Annotated in this window: 6 protein-coding genes; 2 read left to right on the top strand and 4 right to left on the bottom strand. The window is 48.3% G+C overall.

The window, feature by feature from the left end; all coding sequences use genetic code 11:
- From IID12_08545 to IID12_08530, 4 genes are all read right to left on the bottom strand, one after another.
- A partial coding sequence (locus IID12_08545) for an AMP-binding protein (protein ID MCH8289138.1) occupies positions 1-1,121 on the bottom strand: 1,121 nt, incomplete at its 3' end.
- A 116-nt stretch (positions 1,122-1,237) separates the two neighbouring features.
- Positions 1,238-3,088 carry a TRAP transporter large permease subunit gene (locus IID12_08540; GenBank protein ID MCH8289137.1) on the bottom strand — a complete coding sequence of 617 codons (1,851 nt, stop codon included), beginning with the start codon at positions 3,086-3,088 and terminating at the stop codon, positions 1,238-1,240.
- The gene (gene dctP / locus IID12_08535) at positions 3,085-4,116 is read right to left on the bottom strand and encodes a TRAP transporter substrate-binding protein DctP (protein ID MCH8289136.1); all 1,032 of its coding nucleotides are present in this window, start codon (positions 4,114-4,116) and stop codon (positions 3,085-3,087) included. The genes IID12_08540 and dctP overlap by 4 nt, the downstream gene beginning before the upstream one ends.
- A gap of 22 nt (positions 4,117-4,138) precedes the next feature.
- A complete protein-coding gene (locus IID12_08530) occupies positions 4,139-5,053 on the bottom strand; it encodes a TRAP transporter TatT component family protein (GenBank protein ID MCH8289135.1) in 915 nt (304 codons plus the stop codon).
- A gap of 196 nt (positions 5,054-5,249) precedes the next feature.
- Between IID12_08530 and IID12_08525 the strand changes: the two genes are divergently transcribed.
- The gene (locus IID12_08525) at positions 5,250-6,608 is read left to right on the top strand and encodes an insulinase family protein (GenBank protein ID MCH8289134.1); all 1,359 of its coding nucleotides are present in this window, start codon (positions 5,250-5,252) and stop codon (positions 6,606-6,608) included.
- Positions 6,608-8,134, top strand: a complete 1,527-nt coding sequence (locus IID12_08520) for an insulinase family protein (protein MCH8289133.1) — start codon at positions 6,608-6,610, stop codon at positions 8,132-8,134. The genes IID12_08525 and IID12_08520 overlap by 1 nt, the downstream gene beginning before the upstream one ends.
- Positions 8,135-8,310: the final 176 nt, after the last annotated feature.

The raw sequence follows: 8,310 nt of genomic DNA, 5'->3' as shown, positions 1-8,310 counted from the left end.
CATTCGTCACCAAATCGCATCAACCCTCTTATCGCCGTAGGAGAGGTGTAAAGAATGCTGATATTGTACTTATCTATCATCTGCCACCAACGACCCGGGTCGGGATGATTGGGAGCGCCCTCGTACATCATCACGGTTGTTCCGTTGATCAGCGGGCTGTAAACGATGTAACTGTGACCGGTAATCCAGCCGGGGTCTGCGGCGCACCACCAGATGTCATCATCTTTGATATCGAATACGTACTTATGAGTTACCGAAGTGTAGAGCGTATATCCCCCGTGCGTGTGAAGAACTCCCTTCGGACTGCCCGTAGTTCCGGAAGTATATAAAATAAAGAGCATATCTTCGGCGTCAGTCCGTTCAGTTTCGCATTCGGGACTCGCATCGGCATGGAGGTCATGATACCAGAAATCGCGACCCTCCTGCATCTCAACATCGTGTTCGGTTCGTTTAACCGTGATGCAGACGTCAATAATCGAAGCACGTTTCATCGCTTCGTTCGAAATCGCTTTCAGGTCCGTGATCTTACCCCGCCGCCAGCCTCCGTCTGCGGTTATGAGCAGACGACTCTGCGCATCGTTGATTCTCTGTGACAGAGATTCAGCGCTGAACCCACCGTAAACCACGCTGTGTGCGGCGCCTATCTTCGCGCAGGCGAGCATAGCGAAAGCTAGTTCGGGAATCTGAGGCATGTAGATAGTGACAATATCGCCCTTTTTTACTTTTTTGTCTTTCAGGATATTAGAGAATTTTGAAACCTCTTCATTGAGTTCGCGGTACGTGAACTTCCGGGAGTCGCCCGGTTCCCCCTCCCAGATAATCGCTGTCTTGTCGGCGACGGCACTCTCTTGATGCCGGTCGATTGCGTTTTGAATTATATTTATTTTCCCGCCGCTAAACCATTTATAGAACGGTTTGTTCGATTCGTCGAGAACGCTCTCCCACTTTTTGTACCACTCGAGTTTCTCCGCCTCTTCCGCCCAGAAGCCTTCACGGTCTTCTATAGATCTTTTATAAAGCGTATCATAATCTTTAATGTTCGCCTGACTTACCACCTTGTCGCTCGGATTGAAAATCTCAGAACTTTCGGAAGTGGTTTTGATTGAATCTTCGTTGGACATTTATTCCTCCTTCTAATGACCCCTAAATGAACAATAAGTGCTTAATAACCAACAATTATTAAAAAGGCAGGGTGAATATTACTGAAAGCGGAGACCGAAATGCAAGTTTTATGTGGCTATATCCCGAGCAGCCTGCCGAGCCCGAGAGTTATAACCGGAATGTACGTGATAGCCAGTACGCCGATGAGAAGTATTATCAGATACGGAATTGCGGAGCGGTAAACGGTGAGAAGATCCTTATCGAACCTGTATGACGCCAGAAAAAGATTCATGCCTACCGGCGGTGTAAGATAGCCTAATTCAAGGTTGGCGAGGAAAATTATCGCTAAATGAGCCGGCTCGATCCCATAGGCGGCAGCTATCGGAGTTATCAATGGAACCACCACTACGATAGCCGAAAATATATCCATCATCATTCCAACAATAAGCAGAAAAACGTTCAGAGATAGCAGAAAAACCCATGGTGATTCAATGTGCGACTGCACCCATTCAAGGGCAAGCATTGGAACCTGAGCATCGACCAGATATGCCGTAAGTCCCATCGCCACGCTGAGAATTATCAGTACACCGCCGATCAGGACAGCGCAAAGGGCTATTACACGGGGAACGTCTTTCCGAAGGCTCAAGTCCTTATGAATGAAAACCTCAACTACAAGGGCGTAGAGCGCCGCAAGCGATGCGGTTTCCACTAAAGTGGTAAAACCGCCGTAAATCCCGACCAAGACGACTATGGGCAGCGCCACTTCCCATTTAGCGACCCAGAGAGCCCTGAAAGCTTCCCTTGCGTCAAATTCCGTTTTCTGTATGTTGGATATATATCCCTGCCGGATACCCCAAGATGCGATAATAACCATCAGAAAGACACCGGGGACAACGCCGGCTATAAAGATTTCGTCTATCGGAGTGTGTGAAATCACGCCGTACAAAATCACTGCGAGGCTCGGAGGGAAAAAGAGACCGAGTGAGCCGGATGCGGTAAGGATTCCCACGGAAAATGTTTCAGGGTACTTCTCCTGAATGAGCATCGGAAGGAGAAGCCCTCCAAGCGCAAGTATCGTAACGCCGGAGCCGCCCGTAAATGTCGTAAAGAAAGCGCAAACAACGACAGCGACTATAGGAGTACCTCCCGGAAGCCACCCGAACCACGCCCTAAAAACACCTACGAGACGTTTGGCGGCATTGCTTTCGGCGAGAAAATATCCGGCAAGAGTAAAGAGAGGGATCGTGGGGAGAGTAGGTGACACAACAATCCTGTAGCTCTCGGCCGGGATGGCGGCGATCGGTTCGAAATCGCTCCAGAATAACAGTAGCGCGGCGCCTCCGAGTGCGACGAATATCGGCGCACCGAAAGCGACTGAAGCCAATAACAGAACAAGCGCGACCCAGACAATGCTCGATTCCTGCAACGCTTCTATATTACCGAGCATAGCGATAACTATGACCACACCCACAATCAGAAGCCTGACTTTCAGTCTCTCTGATGACTTGAGGATCAGCCGAACGAGTATCAGGGCAAACGCTATCGGCATCACGAGTTCGGCAAGCCAGTTAGGAACGCCGGATATTATGTCTATGGGATATTCATAATCGATCATTACCATCTTCCAGCTCGCCCAGAATAGTCCGGCTGTGACGGCTGCAGCGACGGCAGCTGCATAATAACGGGAATATTCGCCCAGTTTTCCCTTGAAAAGGGCTTTGCCCGATGTAAGCGAAAGCAGCCTGCCTTCTCTCGCAGCGATTGCGGCTCCCGAAAAAGCGATCAGGAGCGTGAGGTGCTGGACAACTACCGAGGAGCCGGCTATTCCACCTGCGGCAAAGTTGCGGTAGATGATCTCTATCAAAGGCAAAAGAGCCATCATAAGGAGGACGGTTATTGAGAAGTAATCCTCGAATTTATGGAGATAGCGAACTATGAAGTTTTTCTGAACCCGTGCGGGTTCAGGCTTATCGGGATTTTCGGTCACTGACCGTCTGTTCCCGCGGAATCGAGCGCCCTGAGGCTGTCGCTGATAGCTACTGCGCGGTCAAAAATATCCGCCGGAACGAAATCTCCCCGCAGGTCGGGATAAAACGTCTGTGCTGTTTCCCTCCATAGATCTTTTGTGGCACTGTCAGGAGTGTGAACCGTGAGACCGTGTTCTACCATAGCATCAATAAACGCCTGGTCTCCATGCCGGAGATCTTCCTTAACCAGCCGGGCAAGCTTGTCGGCAGCGGCGATCAACTCTGGTTTATACTCCTCCGGAATCTTGTTCCATGTCCTTTTATCTATTACAATTCCACCGATAAAAGGAGCAAAACGAAGATCAAGCATATGATTTGCAATTCCGAACCACTGTGAGGAGAGAGCGCCGAAGGGAGGTGAAGAAAAAGCGTTTATCAGTCCGGTCTGTAGTCCCATCAGTATATCTATCGGTTGAAGCGGAATGGCATGGTAGCCTGCGTTAGACCACATTCGCTGGGCGACCTCATCGCCGGCCCACGTAAATATTTTCATCTTTTTGAGGTCTTCGGGTGTCATGATAGGCTTTGAAGAGAAGAACCGGACCCAGCCGACGTCCGCCCATGCAAGCAGTATGAATCCGTTAGCTTCCATTCGACGTCGTATCTCTCCACCCAAGATTTCTCTAACCCTGTCAAGCTGGCTGTAGTCGTCATAGAGCATCGGTATGGCAAAAGCCTTTACCGAAGGGTCGATGAACGCTAAGCCGTTAAAAGTAAGAGCCGCCGCCTGAAACTGACCTATGCGCATCTTACGAATCATCGAATCTTCGTCACCGGCAACTCCGTCGGGATATATCTTCAACTGAATCTGCCCGTTTGAGGCTTCCCGCCATTCTCTCCCCATCTTAACGAGTATCTCGTGCCATGGAGAACCCTTCGGTGCTAACGTAGCAATTTTTACTTTTATTTTTTTCTGTCCCGATGCGACTGTAGTGATAAGCACAAAAGAAAAAAGAGATAGAAATAATTTTATTATAAACAAACGCAAAGAAATTCTCCGTGTAATGTGGTTAAAAGAAAAGGTCGTCAATCGTCTCAAGCAGCCATCGCGCCCTGTTTTGCGCTATAATGTTCGCAAGCCTGTCTTCCGAAGGTTCATCTATGCTTACTGCGAGCGCCTTTTCAAGCATCTCAACGAAAACGTCCCTCTTTTGCTGCATAACACAAACGGACTCGGCATAAGCGACGTAAGGACCTGCCCGTCTTCCGCCTGACAGCTCGATCGCTTTATCGAGATATTCATCAGCCTTATCAGGAGAACCGCCCATGATCTCGGAGAGTCCACCCTCGAAGGAGACCATAAACTCGTAAAGCGCGCCTCTGTCCCAGCCGGCATCGAGCTCGATAGCTCTGCCGATTAAAAATTCGACCTGAGGAAGCTTCGCTATCTCCATCGGGTCGTCTTTGGAGAGAGAGATTTTCAATCCGAGCGCAGCGGAGTACCAATAAATAAGCGGGACGTCATTTTTATCGAGAATAGTCACGGCTGATTCAGGATCTGTATCGAACGCAGAGATGAACCCTTTGTGATTGACCTCGAGAGCCCGGCGCGCATATCTTATTGAGCGGTCGTAGAGTTTTGACGCGCGGTCTCTGAGCCTGAGCGCCTCGTCAAAATCCTCTTCCTCTATGAAATCGGCGTCCTGCTGGATGAATCCGTAACCGTATTGTGTGAACCCCTTTGCAGCGGTCAGCAGGAGACCTACATGTTCCGGTCTTTCCTCAAGAAGTGTCTCGACCGTTTTGAGACTAAAGGGAACCGCTTCGCGGATCAGCTCCGGATCGTCGTCCGAGGCGAATCCGGTGCCCGTTGCGCTTAAGGCATCCGCGATCGAGTTTATCGCCATGCTCCGAATCGAGCATGCAGAAGTCAAAAGACTTAATGCGATAACGACAAGTATCCCGTGAATTGAATTTATATTCATGATTCAGTCGTTAAATATAAACTTCAGCGGTTAAAATGAAAGCGTGATGTGGTAGATTTTCCCATGCGCTGATATGAATGAACAGGATAAAAAAATGACTTTTCCGCTTGTCTGTCACTGAAATATTTGATAACTTTTCCGGCTGTCATTCGTATAAGATTAGGATCACAATCAGTATTGAACCGGAGAATATATAATGGGAAACTCAAAAAGTTTTACGCGAGCTCTTCTCGTGATGCTTACGATTTCCATCTTTTTATTTACAGGTGAAATTAGAGGAGAAGAGAAGATATTTCAATATCCGATAACGACAGGAACTTTGGCGAACGGTCTGAACGTAGTCTCGGTGGAATTCGACAGCCCCGGGCTGATTGCATTTTACACAATCGTCCGCACCGGTTCGCGAAATGAAATTGAACCCGGGAAATCGGGATTCGCTCATTTCTTCGAGCATATGATGTTTCGAGGCACGGATAAATATTCATCTGAAGATTATAACAACGTTTTGAAAGCTGTTGGGGCTGACCACAATGCTTTCACCAGTGATGATATCACCGCATACCATTCGCTTTCCAGTTCCGGCGCGCTCGAGGCGATAATTCAAATCGAATCGGACAGGTTTCAGAATTTGAAATACGATGAAGAAGATTTTAAGAAAGAAGCGGGGGCAGTGCTCGGTGAATATCGTAAGAGCATAACGAGCCCGTTTCTTCCGCTGATAGAAAAACTTCGGGATACGGCATACGAAACGCACACGTATAAACATACCACGATAGGATTCCTTGCCGACATAGAGGATATGCCGAATCAGTATGAGCACAGTCTCTTTTTCTTTGATACGTATTACAGACCCGAAAACTGCACTATTCTCGTCGTAGGTGACGTTGACCATTCTAACCTGATGGCTCTTGCGGAGAAGTATTACGGGAATTGGGAACGCGGCCCCGGACAGCCGGAAATTCCTCAGGAAGGAGCGCAGACGGAAGAAAAAAGAGCTCACCTGACATGGGAGAACCCGACCTTACCGATCATGGCGATAGGGTATCACGGACCGCCGTTCAGCGACACAGAGATAGATATGCCCGCTCTCGACCTGCTTTCACAGCTGGCATTTTCGCAATCATCGCCTCTATACAGGAAATTGGTCATCGAGGAGCAGCTGGTGGATTTCGTTCAGGGAAGCGCTTTTGACCGAAGGGACGCTACGATGTTCACGATATTTACACGTGTGAAAGACCCTGCAAATGTTGAGATGGTTGAGCAGGAGATCTACAAAGCTATTGAGGAAACGAAAACGGTTCTCGCTGACGAAGAACGGCTCAATTCGATAAAATCTCATCTTAAATACAGTTTCGCCATGGGATTGAACAGCCCGAAAAGCGTCGCAGGCACGCTCGGACATTATATCGGCTTGACGGGCGACCCTGAGACGGTAAACCGGTTGTATAAGTTATATGACAGTGTAACGGCGGAAGATATTCGGAATGCCGCCAATAAATATTTCAGCGTAGAGAACAGAACGGTAGTGACTTTGAGTAATGACGGAGGTGAGTGATGAATCGCCATATATTTGTTTTGGTCTTGCTGTCAACGTTATTGGCGGCGGGCTGTGCGTCTCAGAAAACGGACGTAATGAAAAAGAAGGGGATCGGATTGAAAGTCAGTAAACTGCCGAGCGCGCATTCTCCGTTAATAGCGTTCAGAATCCTTTTTGGGAGCGGCACAATTAATGAACCGGCGGGGAAAGAAGGGATAGCCGCTATCACCGCATCTGTGATGGCGCAAGGAGGAACGGGCGAGATGTCGTATAATGACGTTGTGCAGGCTCTCTATCCGATGGCGGCAAATATAGGTCAACAGATAAATAAAGAGGTAACGGTATTCACCGGAAACGTCCACGTAGATCATTTAGAGGAGTTCTATGACATTTTCTCGAATCTTATCTTGAATCCGAGATGGGACGAGTCGGATTTTAAGAGAATAGTCGATCAGCACTCGAATTACATAAAGAATACTCTGCGGAGTAATGACGATGAGAACCTCGGAAAAGCCGCTCTTAATCTCTTTATGTACGAAGGACACCCGTATGTCAGAAGAGGGCCGGGAACTGTTAAATCGCTTGAGGCTCTGACTATTGAAGACCTCAAAGCGTATGCTGCGGCTAACTATACTCAGGATAATCTCGTTATAGGAATTGCGGGAGGATATCCTGACGGGTTTATCGATAGAATACGGGCTGATTTCTCCGTGTTGGCTAAAGATGCTCCTGCTGTTGTTGACCTTCCCGAACCGAACCCGATCAGCGGTATTGAAGTTATGATCGTCAAAAAGCCGAACGACGGAGCGGCAATTTCTATCGGTGCTCCGATAGCCGTAACACGTTCTGACAAAGATTTCTACGCGTTGATGATTGCCAATTCATATCTCGGCGAGCACAGGACATTCAACGGTAAGCTGATGAATCACATGCGCGAAGACAGGGGTTTGAATTACGGCGACTATTCTTATATAGAGAATTTCGTGCAGGACGGCGGAAGTACTTTTCCTGTGCCGAACATTCCGCGAAGACAACAGTTCTTCAGTATCTGGATACGCCCGGTGGCTCATGAGAATGCTCTGTTTTCCCTCAAACAGGCGGTTAGGGAACTCGATATGCTCGTAACGGACGGTATCTCGGAAGAGGATTTCGAGACTACACGCAAATACCTCCTGAACTACTCGAAACTCTGGGTGCAGACGGCGAGCAGGCGGTTAGGGTATGTGATGGATTCAGATTGGTACGGCACCGAATACTTTATTGACAAGATAGAAAAAGAACTGGCTCTGTTGACACGCGAGGACGTGAACGCCGCAGTTAAGAAATATTTGCAGTCGAAGAATCTCAAAGTAGCGATTGTAACGGAAGAGGCGGAAAAAGTCCGCGATTTACTGCTGTCGGGAGAGAAAACTCCGATTGTATATCAGGCGGGCAATACCCCTCAGGAGCTCCTTGACGAGGACAAGTTTATTGAGTCATATGATCTCGGTATTAACGCCGATGCGTTGAAGATAGTCGAGGCGGAAGACCTGTTCGAAGGATAACTTTTGGACAGATTAGTTTTGAAAAAGCCCCCGGAAGGGGGCTTTTTGTGCTCTGCAAATGCAGTTAAGGTAAATTCGTATTATCACAAATCACATCTTCATCAACCCCGCGAGTTTGAGTAGCTCAAGATAGTTCAGGACATCACGCACTTCAGTCGGCGATTTGAACTCGGCAT

It is taken from the genome of Candidatus Neomarinimicrobiota bacterium (assembly GCA_022567655.1).
In the GTDB taxonomy this organism is placed as follows: Bacteria; Fidelibacterota; SORT01; order SORT01; family SORT01; genus JADFGO01.
The sequence above is the reverse complement of the archived record's forward strand: the minus strand, read 5'-3'. Positions and strand labels throughout refer to the sequence as shown.